This window comes from Bacteroides cellulosilyticus, assembly GCF_020091405.1.
Taxonomy (GTDB): Bacteria; Bacteroidota; Bacteroidia; order Bacteroidales; family Bacteroidaceae; genus Bacteroides.
In genome coordinates, this window is the sequence record NZ_CP081903.1 from 2,068,442 (window position 1) to 2,086,385 (window position 17,944).

Below are 17,944 nucleotides of genomic sequence, written 5' to 3' on the forward strand. Positions count from 1 at the left end.
ATAAAATAGTTCAGGTCTTTATATTCCCAGTCGTTCTTTCAATAAACGGTAGCCCGTCAGACTGACCCGCAGTTTGGTCCCGTTCTTCAATAACACTTGATAAGTCTCTTTCCCGAATAATTCAACCCGGGATATTTGTGTCACGTTTACAATAGTGGAACGGTGGATACGTACAAAATTGTTTGTCGGCAGATGCCCTTCGAAATACTTCATGGTTTGTTCCTTGATGTATTCGCCTGTTGGGGTAACCAGGGTTGCGTAATCTCCGCATGCCTGGATATAGAGTAGTTCGTCCACTTTGATTATGTGTATACGTGAACCGTCCTTTACCGTAATGCGGTCGATGATTTCCTCTTGTGCTTCCGGCTTTTCTTCTTCTGCTTGCGGTGCTATGAATTCTTCTTCCTGTGCTTCGGGATCTTTCACTACTATCAGGTGATACCACAAAATGATAGCGATCCAGGTTGGTACGCCAAACAACAGGCGGAAAGGTATGGTAGAAGCAAAAGATATATAAGGTATTCCCGCTATTCTTACCATAATGTCACAAATCATGAAGCTGCCCGCAATCCAGAGTAATATTCCTGCTGCGACCGTGATGACCTTTGTCTGGAGTATGGATACGTAACCCACCACAAACCAGGTCAGGTATGCCAGTACTGCAAGCCATCCGATGGTCGTGATTCCGTCTATGATGGCCGGCAGCCAGTCAGCTCCAGCATATCTCCACGACAAAGTCGCCTGGATGATTGCCAGCACCAATGCCAGCACAAGCATCGGAAACCAACGGTAAGGGTAATCTATGATTGGATGTGCTCTCATAGGATTAGTCTTTAATTTCTAATCCGCCGAAGGAAATGTTTCCGCGGATTATTAATGTACTTTCTTTATTAATATTCGCTCCCTGCCAACGCTTATCCTCGCATCCGCCGGCAAAAGCATTGCATTGGGGTAGAACGTTCCAGTCCGAAGGAATGTACAGTTCTATTCCACTACAGGTACAGTCGATATCGATGTAGGTTTCTCCCGGTGCAAGATGCGTGTGGCGCAGGTCAATGACTGTTCCTCCGAATGAAGCCCGGATACTGGCACCTTTAAACAATTCGTCCAGAACGACGTGGCGTACAGAGCCAAAAGCATTGTCGGAACGCAGATAACCGTTTTCCGATTCGCATTGTTGCTCATTGTTTTCCATATTCATGTGCATGTGTCCGCCTCCTCTTTTGGCCCAATCCCGGTAATGCCCGTTCATGTGGCTTTTCATCCAGCGTTCTCTGCGGCGAGCCTTTACAAAAAACAGGATACCCGCTACAATCAGTGCAACAGGCCAGACGATGGTCTGTGAATTCTCCGGTAGCCATGATAATCCTCCGATCAGGAAGTAGGCTCCTATCAGTGTAAGGATGAGTCCGCTTATATAATGGCGGCGCGTCATTGTATAGATACCTAATACAATAAGAAGACTATTCCAGGATACCACTATGCTGAATAAGTCATACGTAATCCACCCTACGTTACGGGCAAACAGTAATATTCCGGAGATGATGAAGAGCGAAGCTATCAGTGCCTTGCCTGATAAACCTGCATGAGACGGGAAGTTTTGTTTCTTTTCCATTGTTTCTATTGTTATTGATTCATATTCCATTGTTATGGGTTGATGGCTCAAAGGTAAGCGAATTATTCCTCTCCATATAGCCTTTCCGGCTGATTTCCGGTAGAAAAGCCGATGAGTTCCGGGTATAAATCGGTGAATTCGGACAGTGAAATAGAACTATTTGATAAAAAAACAGCAATATTCTGCAACCAAACTTCATCTTCTTGCGTCTAATAAGTAAATGAATAAATAATAAGAAGAACTATGAAAGTAAATTTATCCATGGATGATATCCGTACGAAAGTAGAAGAGTATATTAAGAAGGCAGGTCGCGCTACCGGTCGCCCCGTACTTACCGCTTATTATGTAATGACTGCCGATACGACTCCCGATAGTGAGCGGACCAATATAATGCTTGCTTTGGTGGCCATTGTGTTCCCTACCAGTATAGAGGATGTTCTGGGACAGCTCTTTATGGTGGGTAAAGGATTTGCTGCTGTTTATGCTTATAAAAAGGTGAAGAAATATATCACACCGCAGATAAAGGATAAGGTAGAGGCAAAGCTCGACGAGTGGTTCCATGATAATGTGACGGAGGTGGAGCCGCTTTATCTGGAATAACAGTTTCTTATTTTCAATAGGTATAAAAGGGCATCTGATTGAATCGGATGCCCTTTTTATATCATTAGAATTGGAATATATTCCTGCTAATCCACCAAGCAATGACAATAACGAAGTAGCTCCATATAAATGTAGTGTTATGTAGCCTTATATACAGATGGGGGGATTTTTCCCTTTTTAATTCTGCATACATTAAAATTATGATAAGTGGTAGTGATACCACTAATAGCGCATTATGTCTGAATGCTTCTGCATAGTTCAGATGTAATAAGCTGTGTATTGCCCTTTGTGAACCGCAACCAGGACATTTCAATCCGGTCAGAACGAAAAATGGGCATTTGGGGAATATGGCATTTTTTGAAGGATTGAATGAAAAGTATATCAACCCGATCAGGACAATGCCTACTATCCAAATGCCTTTTCTTCTCATTGAACATTCAAAAGCGTAAAGGCTGCAAAGCCGTAAACAACTAAATAAGTGATAATACCTACAAATCCTACGCAAAGTCCAATGATAGTCCACTTTTTAGCGTCAGCACTAGCTCTTTGGGCTTCGTCGTAATTTCCCTGTGCGTAGAGGGAACTGACTTTAGATGCGTTTATGATTCCTACTATGCCAAAAGGCAAACAACAAAAAATAGTAACCAGAATGGACTCGGCCATCCATGTTTTCGGACAGATGTTTGTATTCATTTTAATGATAAAATAAAAGGTTAATATTTAGTGAAAATAATAATAGTAGTGATGTTCCTTTGTTCACAAGTTTTAGGATGAGATAGAGGAATGGGATATAAAAAAGAAAGATGATGCCTGGCGTGTTGGGTAAACGCAATATCTATGTCTCTTAAATTCATCTTGAATCGTGTTTATGCTTTCCTGTTCCCTTTTGGAAAGCCGATATAAATTGGAAAGGAGGGAACAATATTTGTTTTATCTTGAAGTCAGATTCTGATTATCATTATTATAATGGTAGTTCTGTGTGAATATGGCTTTATAAGATTACTTCAATAATTCCTTTCATTGATAATGTGTTCTTTTGCACCTGCCTCTTATGGGGTGGTGGTTAAAATTCATTCAAAGATAATGAAAGATATTAATAAACGAATAAGAGATAAGAACAAATAATTAATTATCTGCTTTCAAACATAAAGTTGAAAATGCTTTATTACCCAAGCAACAGACCCTTAATCGGAGGTCTCTACAAACTAAGAGGCTCTATTCCTTTAGGAATGAGCCTCTTAGTTTGTGGACCAGCCTGGGCTTGAACCAGGGACCTCCAGATTATGAGTCTGTTGCTCTAACCAACTGAGCTACAAGTCCGGTGTTATCCTCATCGGATAGCGGGCACAAAAATAGTATATTCAGTTGAAATATGCAAACCTTTCGGGAAAAATATACTGTTTATTGTTTTGTTTTTAGAACTTATACGTACGTTTGGGGTTCTTGGGGAACCAACCTTTCTTTACGCGGTCTTCTTGTTCAAAGACCTCCTTGATGGTCCAGAACGAAGAGAAAGCAAATACGCCTAAGAGGGACGCAATCAGGATATTCTCCACGCAAAGCGAGGCCACAACGCCACCGATGCCCAATACAAGAAAAATCCACCAGCACTTGGTACCCCAATAATACTCGGCTTTCACTACCACAGGATGAAACAGTCCGATGATAAGAAATGTACAAATGCCGATGAACAGTCCCGAAAGATGATATTCGTTTAAGAATTCCATAAATTATCTGTTATTTCTCCGGGCAAATAGGAATTTCCTTCTTGATACTTTGCTCCAGTGAAATCAACGTTTCGGTAGCGGTTACACCCGGAATTTCTTGCATTTTGTTATTCAGCAAGTCCATCAGATGCTCGTTATCGCGTGCATATACTTTCGTCAGCATCGTGTAAGGGCCCGTAGTGAAGTGGCATTCCACGATTTCCGGTATTTTTTCCATTTCGGCAACCACTGATTTGTACATGGAACCTTTCTCTAGCTTGATACCTACATACGTGCAGGTTCTGTAGCCCAAGGATTTGGGGTTCACATGATAACCGGAGCCGACAATGACGCCTAAATCTATCAAACGTTGCACACGTTGATGAATGGCAGCACGTGATACGCCACACTCAGCAGCTACATCTTTGAAAGGAATGCGGGCGTTCTGAGAGATGATTTCCAGAATCTGCCGGTCAAGATTGTCTATTTTTTCCATAATATCAATTTGTGTAAGTTCTTGTTTTTATCAAATAGTAAGCAAATATAGGACTTTATTTTAATTTCTCTATAAAAAAGGAGGAAAAAATAGGGAAAGAGTAAAAAAGAAGCGGACGAAGCAGATGTTTTTGTTTACATCCGTTTCGCCCGCTAAGTCTGTACCGTTGAAGAAAAAATCTTCGGCTGATACTTATTTTTCGATGCTAACGAGCTCTACCTCGAAGATCAGGGTAGAGAACGGTTTGATCTGACCGCCGGTTTCTCTGCCACCGTAACCCAGTTCCTGCGGAATATAAAGTTCCCACTTAGAACCTACAGGCATCATTGTGAGGGCTTCTGTCCAGCCTTTGATAACTTGGTTGGCACGGAAAGTAGCAGGTTCGTTGCGCTTGTAAGAGCTGTCGAATTCAGTACCGTCAATCAAAGTACCCTTGTAGTTTACTTTCACTTTGCTGGTGTCAGCAGGAATCTCACCTGTACCTTTGGTGATGATTTTGTATTGCAGACCGCTCGGAGTAGTTACAACACCTTCTTTACCTTTGTTTTCAGCAAGGAATTTTTCACCGGCAGCTTTGTTGTCAGCGTATTTGGCAGCTGAAGCTTTTTCCTTGATGGCTTCCATACCGTCGCGCATGTAAGCTGTAGCAGCTTCTTTGGTCATAACGTTGCTCTTGTCTGTGATACCTGCGATGAAACCTGCCAACAGGTTTTCACGGCTGATAGTCTGAGTAGAGTCGCCACCGAAGATTTGTTGGTTGAAGCCTTCTACCCATTGTTTGCCTACCATCTGGCCGATTTGCATACCGGTCATGTAAGCAACGTCTTTCTTGCTGGTTTTAGCAGCGCCTTCGTTGAAACCTTTGATGAATTCAGCCATCTGAGTAGTGTCAACGCCTTGTTGCATCAGGTACTGAGTCAGACCTTCCGTACGAGCCATACCGATGGCGTAAGACAATGAGTCAACATCTGTTTTCAGATTTGCTTTCGGGCTTTGTGCAGTACAGGAAGCTAAACCTGCGCCTACTGCAAGAGCCATGATAAATGTTACTTTTTTCATTTTGCTTTTACTGTTTATTTTTATTTTTGGGATAATATTTCAAGTAGTTCCACTTCAAAAATCAATGTGCTGTGAGGCGGTATCATTTCGCCTGCACCTTGTGCGCCATAGGCTAGATCGGAGGGAATATAAAGTTTCCACTTGGCACCTTCGGGCATCAACTGAAGCGCTTCCACCCAGCCGGGGATAACCTGGTTCACACCGAATACGGCGGGTTGTCCGCGTTTGATAGAGCTGTCGAACAGGGTTCCGTCAATCAGTGTACCTTCGTAATGGCATTTCACCTGGTCGGTAGCTTTTGCATAAGTGCCCACCTTGCCTTCGTTGATGACTTCGTATTGCAGACCGCTTGGCAAAGTAACCACATTCGGGCGTTTCTTGTTTTCTTCCAGGAACTGTACGCCTTGCTCTATGCTGGCTGCATTCATTTTCTCTTCCAGTTCAGCGAAGTATTTGTTTACTATATCGCGTGCCTCTGCGTGTGAAATGGCGGTTTTGTTTCCTTCCAGTATGTCTTTGATAGCTTGTGCAAAGTCATCTACTTCGATGCCTTTTGCACCCATACTCAATAAATTTTGACCTATTCCGAGGCCGATAGCGTAACTGAATTTATCCATATATCTTTGGGGTTGAGACTGAAAGTATTATCTCTTTCAATCAGTTGTAAAATTACAAGTCGCAAAAGTAAGTGTTTTATTTGAATGATTTATGCTTTTAGGTTTTAAATTTTCTTATATCTGTGGCAACTTCGGCAATCTTCTGTATTTTTGTAGAAAAGAAACTGCTATAAATAGAAAGGAGATTTTGGTATGAAGAAGAATTTAGTGATTTTATCCGGTGCAGGTATGAGTGCCGAGAGTGGTATCAGTACGTTTCGGGATGCAGGCGGATTGTGGGACAAATATCCGGTGATGCAGGTAGCCAGTGCCGAAGGATATGTGCGCGATCCGGAGCTGGTGATAAACTTTTATAACGAGCGCCGTAAGCAGTTGCTTGATGTGGAGCCCAATGCAGGGCACATCGGACTTGCCGAGCTGGAGAAGGACTTCAATGTGACGGTGGTTACGCAGAATGTGGATAATCTGCACGAGCGTGCCGGGAGCACGCACATCATTCATCTGCATGGTGAACTGACGAAGGTGTGTTCCAGTCGCGATCCCTATAATCCCCGTTACGTCAGGGAGCTGAAGCCGGAGGAGTATGAGGTGAAGATGGGCGACAAGGCAGGTGACGGCAGTCAGTTGCGCCCGTTCATTGTCTGGTTTGGTGAGGCTGTGCCGGAGATAGAGACGGCCGTCAACTATGTGGAGAAGGCGGATATCTTTGTGATTATAGGCACTTCGCTGAATGTGTATCCGGCAGCGGGACTGCTGAACTATGTTCCGCGAACAGCAGAGGTTTATCTGATTGATCCTAAACCGGTGGATACGCACTCCATGAGGCAGATACATATCATTCAGAAAGGCGCTTCGGAAGGGGTGAAGGAACTGAAGAAAGAGATTCTTCGTTAACTGCCATTACTATAGCGAACTACAAGCGATACTTTTGCCGTGTTGTGCCATCGCATTGGCACGCTTTTGCCATCGAATTGGCACAACTGTGCCATAGGCATGGCAAGACTTTGCCAAACCTATGGCAAAAGCATGCCAAACCTATGGCAAGGAATCGTCTGTTATTGGGTGGAAAGTATGGGCTGTGCTTGCAAAGTTTTACTTCTTCAATACCGCCCGCACCACGAACCACGCATGGTGTGCCACAGTACTTATCAGTCCGTAGTGCTGTGCCATAATCCGGAAGCGTTCCCGCAGGGAAGCCTTTTGGTTCTGCGTCGTCATACCTTCTTCCAGATAGTCGATAAGCGTGAGATGCGTGTTATGCAGCGTCCGCGCTTTTTTCATGATGCGGATGCACCAGTCGAAGTCGGCGGAGAAGCGGTATCGCATGTCGTATGGTACCGCCAGGCTCCGTTTGGCGAAGAATGCCTGATGGCAAACGAGCATACCTTGCCTGAAACTCTTCCATGTCAGCACTTCGGGGGCGGAGAGGCGGCGCATACGGAGGAAATGCCTTTCTTTATCAACTAAAGCAGTTTCGCCATATAGTACGTCCGGCAATTCGCCGATTCCTAAAGTGTGCACCATTTGTTGCAGGGTGTCGTCTTCATGGAAACTGTCTCCGGCATTCAGGAAACAGAGGTAGTCGCCCGTTGCCAGGTGGATGCCTTTGTTCATGGCATCATACAGTCCTTTGTCCGGTTCGCTGACAAGCAAGGTGATACGGTCGCGATACCTTTCGGCAATGGCGAGGGTGCGGTCTTTGGATGCACCGTCTATGATGATGTACTCTACGTGGTGGTAGGTTTGTGAGATAACGCTCTGTATCGTGTCTTCCAACACGGCCTCGGCATTGTAGGTCACGGTGATGATGCTGAACTTGGGTGTGGGACGGTTATGCATGTCTTCCGGTTATTTTGTTATAAACGTCGATGTATCTCTTGGCAATGGCACTTTCCGAATAATGGGAAACGGCTTTCCGGCAGGCTTGTTCGGAGAGTGTGGCGTATTCGGGTTCGGTCAGTATCCAGTAGATGCCGTTGGCAAAATCCTCGGCCGATTTGTATTGTGCCACGTAGCCGTTGTGCAGATGGTCTATCATCTCCGGTATGCCGCCTACGTTGAATCCTACACAAGGGATGCCGCAGGACATGGCTTCCATAATGGTATTTGGCAGGTTCTCTTCCAGCGATGAGGTGACGAAGAGGTCGACGGCGTTGTAGATATCTACTAACTGATGCTCATTGCTGACGAAGTCGAGCGGATAAACCTTGAAAGGCAACATATTCTGTAACTGTTGCGACTGGTTGCCAAAGGCCACTACACCCAGTTGGTCCTTCAGTTCCGGATGCTTCTCTGCCAAGAGTTTGCAGGCTTTAATCATATATTCCACTCCCTTCCGGGTATCCATTATCTTCACCGAACCAAACAGAATCAGTTTGCTGTCTTGCGGAAGCCTGCATTTCTCCCGTGCAGCTTTTTTGCTATGCGGCTTGAAGAGATTGGTGTTGATAGGATTGGGGATATTGGTAATGGCATGTCCGCTGAAGAGGGCACTCTTCCGGGCGCGTTCTTCCAGCCAGTGGCTACAGGCTACAAAGTTGATATGACGGCCTTCGTATAGCTTCTGCTTTTTGAGGAAGATGCGGTGGGAGAGGTCTTTCTTCCGGCTTCCGTTGTGGATGAAGGGGCAATGATGACACTCCTCTTCGTAATGCGTACATCCGCCGGAGTAGTGGCAGATGCCGGTGCAGGGCCACATATCGTGCATGGTCCAGACTACGGGTTTGCCTGAGGACAGAATTTTCTCGATGTTCTTTAAAGAAAGCATCCCCTGATTGATCCAATGGAGATGTATAACGTCCGCTTGCTGAAACTCCGGCAAGTTGGTGATGTCCGTGCCGGTGTTGGCAATGTCTATGGCGAAGAGGTGGTTTCTGTTGAAATGGTTGGCTTTCCAGATAACGATTCGCTCCCATACGAACTTCCATACCATGCGCAGGTTGTGGGGCAACTCCACTACGGTGATCTGTTCGGTCTGTTTGTCGCGCACCAATAGCTTGGCTTTGATGCCGTTATTCTTGAGGGCTTCCATGAGGCGGCTTGCGGCTACGGCGGGGCCGCCTATCTTTTCTGTTGTATTGATAAGTAGTATTCTCATTGTGTTACCTTTCTTCTGATTAAGTTTTGGTAGAGATTGAGATATTGCTTTGCAACGACTTCACCGGAGTATTTCCTGAATACTTCGCTTCGCATCTTTTCTTTGGAGATGGCTGTCCGGGCTTCGGATATTCCCCATCGGATGCCTTCTGCCAGGCTGTCGGCAGAAAGGTAGTCGGCCAGAAAGCCGTTCTCTTTGTGGCGGATAATGTCGGCCTGTCCGCTGTTGCCGAAAGAAACCGGAATGCAACCACAGGCTTGGGCCTCAATCAGAGTCTGGCCGAATGTCTCGTAGAAAGAGGCGGATACGGTGACGTCTGCGGCGGAATATAGTTGCGAGAGTTTGTTTGTATCACCTATTCGTCCCAGATAGGTGTAGCTGACGGGGATGGAGTTGAGAAGTTTCTCCGGATATTTGATCTTGCCGAATAGTGCCAGGTGAAGTTTTTCCTGCGGGAATTGCTTCTTTTCAATCAATAACCGGATGGCCTGGAGTAGATATTCCACTCCTTTGATCGGATCGTCGATGCGGGCGGCTCCGAACAGAATGATATGTTTATCGGGCAGGGACAGTTCCTTTCGGGACAGTTCTTTGTCCATCATCCGGAAGTCGGTGGGGGAGAGCGTATTAGGGATCACGGAAACTGGTTTCTCTTTAAGTAGGGTGCTTTGCTGTATTTGTGAGGAAAGCCATGTGCTGACTGCGACGATATTCAGGGGACTGGCATGACTGAATAGTTTTTGTTTCTTCTTGAATACCCGGTGCGCCAGATCGTTGTTGCCAGGGAAGCGCAGGAAGCGGCAGTTTCTGCATTCGCTTTTGAAGAGGGTGCAAGTGTGGGCATGGTGGCAGATGGCGGTACATTCCCACATATCGTGCAGGGTCCAGACAACGGGCTTGCCCGATTTGAAGATTTCCTGTATATTGTTCAGTGAAAGCATTCCCTGGTTTATCCAGTGGAGGTGTATGATGTCGGCTTCCCGGAACGCAGGCAGTTTGGTGACGTTGAAGCCCGTATTGGCAATGGAGACGGTAAAGAGATTCTTCCGGCTGAAGAGGTTATTTGTCCAGATAACCAGTCTTTCCCAGAGGAAAGTGCACTTCTTTTGCCAGTCTTTGCCTACAGGGATCACCTGTTCCGATTGGCTTTCCTTATGCAGGACGAGCATCTTCACGTCTGTTCCCGCTGTATGGAGCGATTCCATCAGGCGCCTGGCAGCGATGGCGGCTCCGCCTGTTTTCTCGGACGTATTGATTATAAGTACTCTCATGTTGCGGAATGTTTTGGCAAAAGTACAGCTTTTACCGCTTTCTATCCACAAATTCGTGGTTTTTTTAGCCAGTAAACGCTAAAGTGTCTATCTTTGCAGAGGAACAAATTAGCTATAAGTTACAGGCTACGAGCTACGAGTGGCTGCGCTGCCATACCGAATAGTACTCGTCGCTTGTAGCCTGTAGCTCGTAACTTTATGATGATATGGGAGAAAAAGGTTTGAAATGGTTGGAACAGCTTTGGCAGTGCTTCCTTAGTATAGTGAAAATCCTGTTGCAGTCCAAGTGGTGCACGCGCTTGCCGTCTTCTTTCAGTAATCCGGATGAATTGCTGATATTGGCTAACGGCCCTTCGCTGAACCGCACGGTAGAAGATTCGGCGGATTTCATCAAGGGAAAAACCTTGTTGGCAGTGAACTTCTGTGTAAGCTCTCCTATGTTCGAGCGTCTCCGCCCCGAACTTTATCTGATTGCAGACCCACTGTTCTGGATCGTTCCCGAGAAGCGTATACAGCTTTTCAAGACAATGGCCGAGAAGACTACCTGGGACATGAACTTCTTTGTCCCCGCCCGTGCCCTGAAGAATAAAGAATGGCGACCCTTACTGGCGGGTAACCCCCACATCAAGCTCTATATTTATAATACAACGCCTATCGAAGGCTTCCAGGGGTTCTGCAACTGGATATTCCGCAAAGGCTGGGGCGTTCCCCGTCCGCATAACGTGCTGATACCTTCTATCGCTATGGGATTGCGTCTGCCTTTCAAGAAGATTTATCTCGCAGGTGCCGACCATTCCTGGCTGCCGGAAATCACCGTAACGGACGACAACGTAGTACTGATGCACCAAAAGCACTTCTACGACCAGAATAAATCGCAGGCCGATACCGTGAAACAGGAAAACTTGAACAGTGCCCGGCTCCACACCATTCTCTATCACATGCACGTAGCCTTCAAGTCCTACTTTATACTCGAAGCCTACGCACGCCGGCTGGGTAAGGAAATTATCAATGTCACTCCCGGCTCTTATATCGACGCTTTTAAACGGATGAAATTATGAAAGATGGAATAATCATTCAGGCACGCACCGGTTCTACCCGGCTGCACAACAAGATTCTGCTCCCCTTCTATGGCGAACAGCGCATCATCGACATTCTGATAGCCAACATCAAACAGGCTTGTCCGGACAAATGTATTGTACTTGCCACTACCAATCGCCCGCAGGACGACGTGCTTGCCGAAGTAGCCCGCCAGGCGGGTATCCTCAGTTTTCGTGGCGACGAGGACAATGTACTCGACCGCTTTATCCGTGCTGCCGAAGTTTTCGGTATCAACCGCTTTATCCGTGTTTGTTCGGACAATCCGTTCCTTCGTCCCGAAACTTTCAACACCTTCTTTGCCGAACACAATTTCTGTCCGGCAGATTATATTGCTTATGGCTTTGCCGATGGATGTCCTACCATCAAATCCCATTTGGGTTTATATTCCGAGTTGACAACGATTGATGCCCTGCGTCGTGCCGCCGTTTCTACGCAAGAGAAACTCTACATCGAGCATGTCACTATCTATCTCTATACGCATCCCGAAAAATTCAAGGTGCGTCTGCTTCCGTTGCCTGCTGAGTTGGAAGGCCGTTTCGATCTTCGTTTCACTCTCGATACGATGGAAGACTTCACCTTGCTACAGGAACTTTATGCCACCTTCCATGAGAAGACCGACCGTAGTGTGCATGCCCTGTTGCAACTGGTGCAATCGCATCCTGAATATCGTGCCAGAATGTTGGAGAATATTGCAAGAAATGAAAAATAGCCCATGTATACCTTCTACCGCTGTGCAGCCAAGTGTAATTCGTAATTTATAATTCGTAAATGAATAGTACTTATATAATAGGAGAAATCGGACAGAACCATAACGGTTCCGTCGATATAGCCAAACTGATCGTAGACCTGGTGTCCCGCCCTGTTCGTGAAGAAGTGTTCAATATAGAACTTCGTCCGATGGATGCGGTGAAATTGACTAAACGAGATTTGAATGAAGAACTGACGGACTCACAGATGAACCGTCCGTATGATTCTCCCCATTCTTTCGGATGTACCTACGGCGAACATCGTGCTTTTCTAGAGCTGACGGACGAGGAACACTTCGAGGTGTATAAGCACGCCAAGTCTTTAGGGCTTGATTTCGTGGAAACACTTTGCTCCAAAGGCTGCCTCTCTTTGCTGAAGCTCTTCACGCCCGACCGTCTGAAAGTGGCAAGCCGGGATCTTACTAACCTGCCGTTGCTGGAAGTGATGGCTGAAACCAAGATACCCATTATTCTGTCTACCGGCATGGCAGGCAGAAAAGAACTGGATGATGCTTTGGAGGTGATTACCCGTTATCATAACAACATTTCTATCTTGCATTGTGTATCCCAGTATCCTACCCAGCCTGATAATCTGAACCTGAAGACTATCACCTATCTGAAACAGCACTACGGGCAGTATTGCATCGGCTTCTCCGACCATACCATCGGTATTGCCGCTCCTATCGTTGCCGTGGGTATGGGTGCGGAAATCATAGAGAAGCATGTCACCATCGACCGCCGCATGAAGGGAACCGATCAGCAAGGCTCTCTTGGCCCCGACGGTGTGAACCGCATGATACGTGATATCCGTATTGCCGAACGTTGGCTGGGAAAAGAAGAACTGTATATCGACTCTTCCGTTGCCTCGGCAAAGGTGAAACTGGAGCGTTCCATTGCAACGAATAAGACGCTGCATCCCGGAGATGTTATTACTGAACAGGATATCCATCTGTTGAGCCCCGGCGACGGCTTTAAGTGGGCGGACCGTGCGAAAGTGGTAGGGCATAAAGTACTGAAAGAAATTCCCCGGAATGAGATTATCTATCCGGATGTCATCCAATAATTTATGAAACTCTTAGGCATAGTCATCTTATATTATCCGGATGATGCGGTAGTAAAGAATATCGCTACCTATCTTGCTCAGCTGGATGAATTGATGTTGTGGGATAATACTCCGGCAGCCGATCGCAGGGATCTGGATTTGGATTCTTTGGGAGATGGGAGAGGGAAAATCATTCAGGATGGTTGTGGTGAAAATCTGGGCATCGGTTCTGCGCTGAATAAGGCGGTGGCGTATGCCCGTGCAAATGGATTTACGCATCTGCTGACCTTGGATCAGGATAGCTGTTTCGGTGGGCGGAACTTCGAAAGCTACCTTCAGGCGATCCGTAACTATGGTGAGGACAAGGCTGCCATTTTCTCTACCAATTATTTCATTAAATCCCAGCAAACCACCATGTATCCGCCAACGGACTCTGTGGATGAAGTGTATTCGGCAATGACTTCGGGAAGTATATATCCGGTTAGCCTGTTCGATACTTTGGGTGACTTTATGGAATCCCTCTTTGTCTGGGGAGTGGATTGTGAGTTTTGTTGGAGGGCTAAAAGGAAAGATATTCCCGTTTTATGCTTCAAGAATATTCTGCTGACACACGATTTGGGTTGTCAGAAGAAGAAAAGGCGTTTGCTGGGAAAAGAAGTATTTCCTAATGAATATGGTCCGGCCCGTTCCTACTATAATGTGCGCAATGGTATTCTCCTGCATCGTCTGTATCCTGAAGCGTTGAATTTGAAGTCGCATTTGCGCTATCATTTTTATAAGCGTGTGGTTTTTATCATACTGTATGAGCGGCAGAAGTTCAGTAAATTGTGGGCATTGCTGTGTGGCTATCGCGATGGGCTGAGGGGAAAGAGCGGGAAGTGGAAATAAATGATTGTATCATCTGAATAAAAAGAAAAAACTATGTTACCAAAGTTAGTGATTACCGATATTGATGGTGTGTGGACTGATGGTGGAATGTACTATACCGAACAGGGCGATGTGATGAAACGCTTCTCCGTGAAAGACGGCTGGGGAGTTATTTTCCTTCGCAAGCTGAATATACCTGTAGCCATTATGACGGGTGAGAATACGCAGATTGTTCAGAAACGTGCTGATAAGCTGAAGATAGATTACTGCTACCTGGGGGTGAAAGATAAAGTGGCACAGGCGGAAGAACTGTGTCGTGAGTTGGGTATCACATTGCAGGATGTTGCCTTCATCGGTGATGACGTGAACGACTTGGCTCTGCTCCGTAAGGTGGGATTCAGCGCTTCTCCCAGTAATACACCGGATTATGTGAAACGTGAGGTCGATTACGTCACTGCACAACATGGGGGCTTTGGGGCCTTTCGTGAGTTTGTGGAGAAACTGCTTTCTGATAATGGGATGCTTGAAGGAGTGCTTCAGCAGTTTCTATCCTGAGGTTTTTCCCCTACTTTGTAGACCTTGATTTCCCAGAAAGAGGTAGGTGTCGTATAAGTACCTATGTATTGTAAGCCGAGTTCCTGATAATTGCGAATATTCACAGCCGAAAATAGATAGGTACATCCCAGTTCTTTCAGGGTAGTCGTATCTATTTCCAGGTTCCGGACCTCTCCTTGTTTATCTTTTCCCCATAAATCTCCCTGTAGCTCAGAGGAGTATAAATAACAACGGCTTCCCCAACGATCATAATACGCTTTACGTTCGGCTGATTTTTCCAGTTCTCCGGCAATTACCTTTCTGAATGTATGTTTGTATGTCAGCGGGTAATTTTGGAAGTATCCGTTTAATGTATAAAACCCGTTATATTGCGCAACAGAAGGAAAGAACCCCAGGCAAGCGACTTTGTTACTATCCGAATCATCTCCTATTACACCATGTATGTCGTCAAACAGGCGAGTATCGTAAAACTGTCTGTAAGTTGGTTCGGAAATATTGATTCCGCATAATTGTTTTAAGTTGTTCTTATATTCAGGATTGATCCAGAAAGCTACTCCCACCAATAATGTAAATGCGGTAAGTAACAGGTAGCGCCCGTATTTGTAACTTATGATTTTATCGAACAGGAGGGCTGTCACACACAACCATAAAAAGGGGAGAAGGAAGTAGAAGCGATCAGACTGAAACATAGTCAGTATATGCGCTTTGGGAAATGCATATTTGAGGAGGTTGAAGATTAGATACCACAGAAGAATGGTAGCTATTACTTTCAGCAGAAACCTCACTTTACTGTCGATTTGTTTATCGTGAATGTAAATAAGGAATATATAGAAGAGGATGAATATAACCGGTAGGCTGCCTGTGTGAATCTGGGTGACTTTCAGCATTTCCAGACTTCTCGTTATGGTTTCCCGGAGTGATGAGGAGTAGATAATTTCCGTACGGTGGGAAATGACGGGTGACAGGAAGTCGACAAATAGACTGTAATTACTGATGATGTAGGTCAGCACCAATATACAGAACCCTGTTACATAGGGCCTATATGTTTTTTTGTTTTTTATTTTAAGGTATAGATAGTATGCAAACAGGGTAATCCCAATGAATACTCCGGCCAGTACCAATGAAGAATAGAGTGCTACAAAGATTATTATCAGATAGCTGGATATTTTTTGTTTTTCTTCTTTCAGGTTCAGAAATGCGTAGGCCAGCAAAGGCTGTCCCATCACGCTCAAACCGTAGTCTGCGTAATACGCCATCAGTGAAAAACAGAGTGAGGTGAGGAAAGACACAATAGTTCTGTGTTTACTCTCTTTCAGTAGATAGCGAGTCAGAAAGAGCCACATTCCGGTAAAACCGATAAGTCGTCCGATGAGTTCATTCAGTATGTAAGAAGTAAATGGGTTGAAGGTATCGACCAGTAGCAGGCGTGGCAGAAAGCAGTATGCTATGTTGGATACTTTCAGTCCTTCCATGGCTGGAAACGGAACTTCTGTATTGAATAAAGTGCCATTTTCTTTCAGTACATTCAAATAGGCTATTGTGCTGTCCAGATTGTCTAATATCTGAATGTAGGAATTCTCCCCATTGATAAAATAAGGGATGTAATATCCTAATGTGATCAGTATACCTGTCAGAAAGAATGTCTTGGAACGGTTGTGAACTGCTGAAATCATTGTTGCATCTTTTTCTTTTTAACCAGATATTGCAGGCTTTCACGGAATACTTGCGACTTCAATCTCCACATGCAAAAGAGATAAATGGCAGCTGCCAGAACTATTTTCAGCATAAGAGAAAGGAATATATTCTCTATGCGGCTGGCAACTATATAGGCTGTTCCGACTGCTACAACGGATAATACCAGGTAAGGAGCAATATCTTTCAATACATCGAATAGTAGAATACCTGCATACCTATGAGCAAAATGTTGCCACACCAGTAGCCAGAGAATGTTCGCTGTGGTATAAATAATCAGCATGATCTGTAGTCCGTGGGAATAACTGAACCACAGGCAAATCAACTGGAATACTCCTAAACCAATGGTATTCCACATATAAATATTGGGTCGTCCCAAGCTATTCATGAGATTGGAATACAAGGTGGAAATAGGCATAAATGCTCCCCACACACATAGAATCTGCATAATTGGCACGCAGGGGAGCCATTTGTCCGTGATACTTAATACAATAAGTTCCTGTGCGACGATTGCCAGTCCGAACATGGCGGGAAAGCAGACAAAAGCGGTGAAACGCAGAAGCTTATGGAAAATGTTCTGCAAGCGTTGCCGGTCTTCCGATGCTTCGCGGAAAACGGGCTGTCCCACATTATTTATCATTCCTAAGATAGTGGAGTAGCCCATGGTGGTCCATTTACTTCCTTGGGTGTAGAAGCCCACTTGCGGTATGGTGTAGAAGCGTCCCAGTAATACAGAGAAGATATTATTGTTGACTTGCGTGAACATGGAAGTGAACAATAACTTGCTACTGAAAGGCAACATCTGTCGTAGTGGTTGCAGATGGAATGAAAAGGTAGGTCGCCAAGGTGAGAAGTACCAATTTAGCAAAGTATTGATACTGGAGTACAGCACGGTTTGCAGGGCGATGCCCCATGCTCCCCAGCCATGATAAGCACAGGTGAGACCTGCTGCCCCCGAGATGATGATGGCAATAATCTGTATCTGGCTACGCTCTTTCACCATCAGATTGCGAAAGAAATAGGCGACAGGTGCTACACTGATGCTTCCTATGAAGAAACTCAGGAACAGGAAACGTGCCAGATTAGTAAGCTCAGGAGTGTGATAGAAATCAGCAATGAATGGAGCGCAGGCAAACAGTATGAGATAGAGAAGTGCTCCCATGCAGATATTGAACCAAAAAACAGCATTATAATCTTCGTGCTCTGCTTCCTTCTTGTTGACAATAGCCAGTATAAATCCGCTTTCGGCAAAAGAGCCTGCCATTGCGGCGAATACAGTCAGCGCACCTATCATACCATAATCTGATGGCGATAATAGACGTGAAAGGAATATCCCAAAGATAAGATTAAGCAGTTGTAGTGAACCACTGCCTATTCCTCCCCAAAATATTCCTTTGGCTGTTTTTTCTTTTAGTGACGATTCTGCCATTACTTGTTTGGTTTATGATTAGGATACTATTTAATTCTCGGATAAATTGCTCGT

At 45.3% G+C, this 17,944-nt stretch carries 20 protein-coding genes and 1 tRNA gene; 7 read left to right on the forward strand and 14 right to left on the reverse strand.

Annotated elements, in window-relative coordinates; all coding sequences use genetic code 11:
* Positions 1-18 precede the first annotated feature (18 nt).
* Both K6V21_RS07065 and K6V21_RS07070 read right to left on the reverse strand, forming a co-directional pair.
* Positions 19-822, reverse strand: coding sequence for a LytTR family DNA-binding domain-containing protein (locus K6V21_RS07065; protein WP_224321350.1), 804 nt, complete (start codon positions 820-822; stop codon positions 19-21).
* A 4-nt stretch (positions 823-826) separates the two neighbouring features.
* Positions 827-1,615, reverse strand: coding sequence for a LiaF transmembrane domain-containing protein (locus K6V21_RS07070; protein WP_217712956.1), 789 nt, complete (start codon positions 1,613-1,615; stop codon positions 827-829).
* A gap of 243 nt (positions 1,616-1,858) precedes the next feature.
* Here K6V21_RS07070 and K6V21_RS07075 point away from each other — a divergent pair, with 243 nt between their 5' ends.
* Entirely contained in the window at positions 1,859-2,215 is a 357-nt protein-coding gene (locus K6V21_RS07075; RefSeq protein ID WP_022392981.1) for a hypothetical protein, read from the forward strand.
* 64 nt (positions 2,216-2,279) lie between these two features.
* Here the strand turns inward: K6V21_RS07075 and K6V21_RS26805 are convergent, their stop codons facing one another.
* The 7 genes from K6V21_RS26805 to K6V21_RS07110 all read right to left on the reverse strand — a co-directional run bounded on the left by K6V21_RS26805 (position 2,280) and on the right by K6V21_RS07110 (position 6,093).
* On the reverse strand, positions 2,280-2,645 hold the full coding sequence (locus tag K6V21_RS26805; RefSeq protein ID WP_217712955.1) for a DUF2752 domain-containing protein: 366 nt from the start codon (positions 2,643-2,645) through the stop codon (positions 2,280-2,282).
* Positions 2,642-2,908 carry a CD225/dispanin family protein gene (locus K6V21_RS07085; protein WP_217712954.1) on the reverse strand — a complete coding sequence of 89 codons (267 nt, stop codon included), beginning with the start codon at positions 2,906-2,908 and terminating at the stop codon, positions 2,642-2,644. Before K6V21_RS07085 ends, K6V21_RS26805 begins: the two co-directional genes overlap by 4 nt.
* 553 nt (positions 2,909-3,461) lie before the next feature.
* Positions 3,462-3,535: transfer RNA gene (locus tag K6V21_RS07090), tRNA-Ile, on the reverse strand.
* Between the two features lie 95 nt (positions 3,536-3,630).
* Positions 3,631-3,942 carry a DUF4491 family protein gene (locus K6V21_RS07095; RefSeq protein WP_007211684.1) on the reverse strand — a complete coding sequence of 104 codons (312 nt, stop codon included), beginning with the start codon at positions 3,940-3,942 and terminating at the stop codon, positions 3,631-3,633.
* A 10-nt stretch (positions 3,943-3,952) separates the two neighbouring features.
* Positions 3,953-4,417: an Lrp/AsnC family transcriptional regulator gene (locus K6V21_RS07100; RefSeq protein ID WP_007211685.1), complete on the reverse strand. Its 465-nt coding sequence runs from the start codon at positions 4,415-4,417 to the stop codon at positions 3,953-3,955.
* 192 nt (positions 4,418-4,609) lie between these two features.
* Entirely contained in the window at positions 4,610-5,476 is an 867-nt protein-coding gene (locus tag K6V21_RS07105) for an FKBP-type peptidyl-prolyl cis-trans isomerase (protein WP_217716510.1), read from the reverse strand.
* Between the two features lie 20 nt (positions 5,477-5,496).
* Positions 5,497-6,093 carry an FKBP-type peptidyl-prolyl cis-trans isomerase gene (locus K6V21_RS07110; protein WP_007211687.1) on the reverse strand — a complete coding sequence of 199 codons (597 nt, stop codon included), beginning with the start codon at positions 6,091-6,093 and terminating at the stop codon, positions 5,497-5,499.
* A 192-nt stretch (positions 6,094-6,285) separates the two neighbouring features.
* Between K6V21_RS07110 and K6V21_RS07115 the strand changes: the two genes are divergently transcribed.
* Positions 6,286-6,987: an NAD-dependent deacylase gene (locus K6V21_RS07115; protein ID WP_217716507.1), complete on the forward strand. Its 702-nt coding sequence runs from the start codon at positions 6,286-6,288 to the stop codon at positions 6,985-6,987.
* Positions 6,988-7,185: 198 nt separating this feature from the next.
* Here the strand turns inward: K6V21_RS07115 and K6V21_RS07120 are convergent, their stop codons facing one another.
* The 3 genes from K6V21_RS07120 to K6V21_RS07130 are packed head-to-tail and all read right to left on the reverse strand — an operon-like array spanning position 7,186 to position 10,461.
* Entirely contained in the window at positions 7,186-7,932 is a 747-nt protein-coding gene (locus K6V21_RS07120) for a glycosyltransferase family 2 protein (RefSeq protein ID WP_217716505.1), read from the reverse strand.
* Positions 7,925-9,190 carry a glycosyltransferase family 4 protein gene (locus K6V21_RS07125; RefSeq protein WP_217716503.1) on the reverse strand — a complete coding sequence of 422 codons (1,266 nt, stop codon included), beginning with the start codon at positions 9,188-9,190 and terminating at the stop codon, positions 7,925-7,927. The genes K6V21_RS07120 and K6V21_RS07125 overlap by 8 nt, the downstream gene beginning before the upstream one ends.
* Entirely contained in the window at positions 9,187-10,461 is a 1,275-nt protein-coding gene (locus K6V21_RS07130) for a glycosyltransferase (RefSeq protein ID WP_224321351.1), read from the reverse strand. The genes K6V21_RS07125 and K6V21_RS07130 overlap by 4 nt, the downstream gene beginning before the upstream one ends.
* A gap of 206 nt (positions 10,462-10,667) precedes the next feature.
* Here K6V21_RS07130 and K6V21_RS07135 point away from each other — a divergent pair, with 206 nt between their 5' ends.
* Genes K6V21_RS07135 through K6V21_RS07155 form a run of 5 tightly spaced genes read left to right on the forward strand, consistent with a single transcriptional unit; the run spans position 10,668 to position 14,769 of the window.
* Entirely contained in the window at positions 10,668-11,519 is an 852-nt protein-coding gene (locus K6V21_RS07135; protein ID WP_224321352.1) for a hypothetical protein, read from the forward strand.
* Positions 11,516-12,268 carry a cytidylyltransferase domain-containing protein gene (locus tag K6V21_RS07140; RefSeq protein ID WP_224321353.1) on the forward strand — a complete coding sequence of 251 codons (753 nt, stop codon included), beginning with the start codon at positions 11,516-11,518 and terminating at the stop codon, positions 12,266-12,268. The genes K6V21_RS07135 and K6V21_RS07140 overlap by 4 nt, the downstream gene beginning before the upstream one ends.
* 59 nt (positions 12,269-12,327) lie before the next feature.
* Positions 12,328-13,368, forward strand: a complete 1,041-nt coding sequence (locus K6V21_RS07145) for an N-acetylneuraminate synthase family protein (protein WP_224321354.1) — start codon at positions 12,328-12,330, stop codon at positions 13,366-13,368.
* A 3-nt stretch (positions 13,369-13,371) separates the two neighbouring features.
* Positions 13,372-14,235, forward strand: a complete 864-nt coding sequence (locus K6V21_RS07150; protein ID WP_224321355.1) for a glycosyl transferase family 2 — start codon at positions 13,372-13,374, stop codon at positions 14,233-14,235.
* Between the two features lie 33 nt (positions 14,236-14,268).
* Positions 14,269-14,769 carry a KdsC family phosphatase gene (locus K6V21_RS07155; RefSeq protein WP_026367081.1) on the forward strand — a complete coding sequence of 167 codons (501 nt, stop codon included), beginning with the start codon at positions 14,269-14,271 and terminating at the stop codon, positions 14,767-14,769.
* Here the strand turns inward: K6V21_RS07155 and K6V21_RS07160 are convergent.
* Together K6V21_RS07160 and K6V21_RS07165 are read right to left on the reverse strand one after the other, a co-directional pair.
* Positions 14,751-16,442 (reverse strand): DUF6044 family protein, encoded by a 1,692-nt coding sequence (locus K6V21_RS07160; RefSeq protein ID WP_224321356.1) that lies wholly within the window; start codon positions 16,440-16,442, stop codon positions 14,751-14,753. The two genes, K6V21_RS07155 and K6V21_RS07160, sit on opposite strands and share 19 nt — an antisense overlap.
* Positions 16,439-17,890, reverse strand: a complete 1,452-nt coding sequence (locus K6V21_RS07165) for a lipopolysaccharide biosynthesis protein (protein WP_224321357.1) — start codon at positions 17,888-17,890, stop codon at positions 16,439-16,441. Before K6V21_RS07165 ends, K6V21_RS07160 begins: the two co-directional genes overlap by 4 nt.
* Positions 17,891-17,944 lie beyond the last annotated feature (54 nt).

What these genes read in the sequence shown, in the direction of transcription:
- K6V21_RS07145 (WP_224321354.1), top strand. Translation starts at nt 12,328, where the DNA reads ATGAATAGTACTTATATAATAGGAGAAATCGGACAGAACCATAACGGT.
- K6V21_RS07135 (WP_224321352.1), top strand. Translation starts at nt 10,668, where the DNA reads ATGGGAGAAAAAGGTTTGAAATGGTTGGAACAGCTTTGGCAGTGCTTC.
- K6V21_RS07110 (WP_007211687.1), bottom strand. Translation starts at nt 6,093, where the DNA reads ATGGATAAATTCAGTTACGCTATCGGCCTCGGAATAGGTCAAAATTTA.
- K6V21_RS07075 (WP_022392981.1), top strand. Translation starts at nt 1,859, where the DNA reads ATGAAAGTAAATTTATCCATGGATGATATCCGTACGAAAGTAGAAGAG.
- K6V21_RS07115 (WP_217716507.1), top strand. Translation starts at nt 6,286, where the DNA reads ATGAAGAAGAATTTAGTGATTTTATCCGGTGCAGGTATGAGTGCCGAG.
- K6V21_RS07095 (WP_007211684.1), bottom strand. Translation starts at nt 3,942, where the DNA reads ATGGAATTCTTAAACGAATATCATCTTTCGGGACTGTTCATCGGCATT.
- K6V21_RS07130 (WP_224321351.1), bottom strand. Translation starts at nt 10,461, where the DNA reads ATGAGAGTACTTATAATCAATACGTCCGAGAAAACAGGCGGAGCCGCC.
- K6V21_RS07070 (WP_217712956.1), bottom strand. Translation starts at nt 1,615, where the DNA reads ATGGAAAAGAAACAAAACTTCCCGTCTCATGCAGGTTTATCAGGCAAG.
- K6V21_RS07120 (WP_217716505.1), bottom strand. Translation starts at nt 7,932, where the DNA reads ATGCATAACCGTCCCACACCCAAGTTCAGCATCATCACCGTGACCTAC.
- K6V21_RS07165 (WP_224321357.1), bottom strand. Translation starts at nt 17,890, where the DNA reads ATGGCAGAATCGTCACTAAAAGAAAAAACAGCCAAAGGAATATTTTGG.
- K6V21_RS07105 (WP_217716510.1), bottom strand. Translation starts at nt 5,476, where the DNA reads ATGAAAAAAGTAACATTTATCATGGCTCTTGCAGTAGGCGCAGGTTTA.
- K6V21_RS07155 (WP_026367081.1), top strand. Translation starts at nt 14,269, where the DNA reads ATGTTACCAAAGTTAGTGATTACCGATATTGATGGTGTGTGGACTGAT.
- K6V21_RS07150 (WP_224321355.1), top strand. Translation starts at nt 13,372, where the DNA reads ATGAAACTCTTAGGCATAGTCATCTTATATTATCCGGATGATGCGGTA.
- K6V21_RS07160 (WP_224321356.1), bottom strand. Translation starts at nt 16,442, where the DNA reads ATGATTTCAGCAGTTCACAACCGTTCCAAGACATTCTTTCTGACAGGT.
- K6V21_RS26805 (WP_217712955.1), bottom strand. Translation starts at nt 2,645, where the DNA reads ATGAGAAGAAAAGGCATTTGGATAGTAGGCATTGTCCTGATCGGGTTG.
- K6V21_RS07065 (WP_224321350.1), bottom strand. Translation starts at nt 822, where the DNA reads ATGAGAGCACATCCAATCATAGATTACCCTTACCGTTGGTTTCCGATG.
- K6V21_RS07100 (WP_007211685.1), bottom strand. Translation starts at nt 4,417, where the DNA reads ATGGAAAAAATAGACAATCTTGACCGGCAGATTCTGGAAATCATCTCT.
- K6V21_RS07125 (WP_217716503.1), bottom strand. Translation starts at nt 9,190, where the DNA reads ATGAGAATACTACTTATCAATACAACAGAAAAGATAGGCGGCCCCGCC.
- K6V21_RS07140 (WP_224321353.1), top strand. Translation starts at nt 11,516, where the DNA reads ATGAAAGATGGAATAATCATTCAGGCACGCACCGGTTCTACCCGGCTG.
- K6V21_RS07085 (WP_217712954.1), bottom strand. Translation starts at nt 2,908, where the DNA reads ATGAATACAAACATCTGTCCGAAAACATGGATGGCCGAGTCCATTCTG.